Annotated in this window: 1 protein-coding gene; it reads right to left on the bottom strand. The window is 65.6% G+C overall.

Features of this window, described 5'->3' with window-relative positions; translation table 11 throughout:
• Positions 1-50: 50 nt before the first annotated feature.
• A partial coding sequence (locus K728_RS23070) for a PASTA domain-containing protein (protein WP_193353917.1) occupies positions 51-323 on the bottom strand: 273 nt, incomplete at its 5' end.

Below are 323 nucleotides of genomic sequence, written 5' to 3'. Positions count from 1 at the left end.
GAAGCGGAAACGCTTCGCCTCTGTTGTGTCTAAACCCTGGTGGATCCTTGCTACGTGACGGTGATCGTGACGGTGGAGCCCTCCGGCTGCTCGCCGGTCAGATCCTGCCCTGCGACCAGACCGAGAACCGAACCGCCGAACGTGTAGTCCACTACAACAACGAATCCGGCCGCTTCAAGTTCGGCCACGGCTGCCTCTTCCCGCTGGGAGAACACGTTGGGCACCTCAACCAGACGGGGCCCCAGGGATAGGGTCAGGGTCACCGTCTCCCCACGGGTCAGCTGCCCCCCGGAAGGGCTCTGCCCGACGACGGCGCCCGCGGG

The organism is Arthrobacter sp. CAL618, assembly GCF_000468215.1.
GTDB lineage: Bacteria > Actinomycetota > Actinomycetes > Actinomycetales > Micrococcaceae > Arthrobacter_D.
Note: the sequence above shows the minus strand (reverse complement) of the source record. Positions and strands in the feature narration are given on the sequence as shown.